Consider the following 251-nt stretch of genomic DNA (forward strand, 5'->3'; position numbering starts at 1 on the left):
ACGTTTTTGGTGATTTACTGTTTCTCAAATGCCTTTTTTCACTTTATATGTTTGTTTTGATGCTCTCTTTAATTTTTTCTCTACGTAATTTACCTCTGTGACAGTTTGGGGTGCGGAATGTGGGTTAGATTTGACTTGAGTAACTTTACTTTCGTTAATTTGGTGATATTTAAACTGTTTTGATAATTTTGATAATGCCTTCATAGCATCTGCTTCACAAGCAAATTCTTCTGGTGATAACTTTTTCAAAT

The 251-nt window shown here is 31.9% G+C and carries 1 pseudogene; it reads right to left on the reverse strand.

The features are described from left to right. Positions 1 to 24: 24 nt before the first annotated feature. A pseudogene (locus tag FFO06_RS21315) lies at positions 25 to 251 on the reverse strand (hypothetical protein); the annotation flags it as partial.

Source organism: Dolichospermum planctonicum, assembly GCF_005402965.1.
GTDB lineage: Bacteria > Cyanobacteriota > Cyanobacteriia > Cyanobacteriales > Nostocaceae > Dolichospermum > Dolichospermum planctonicum.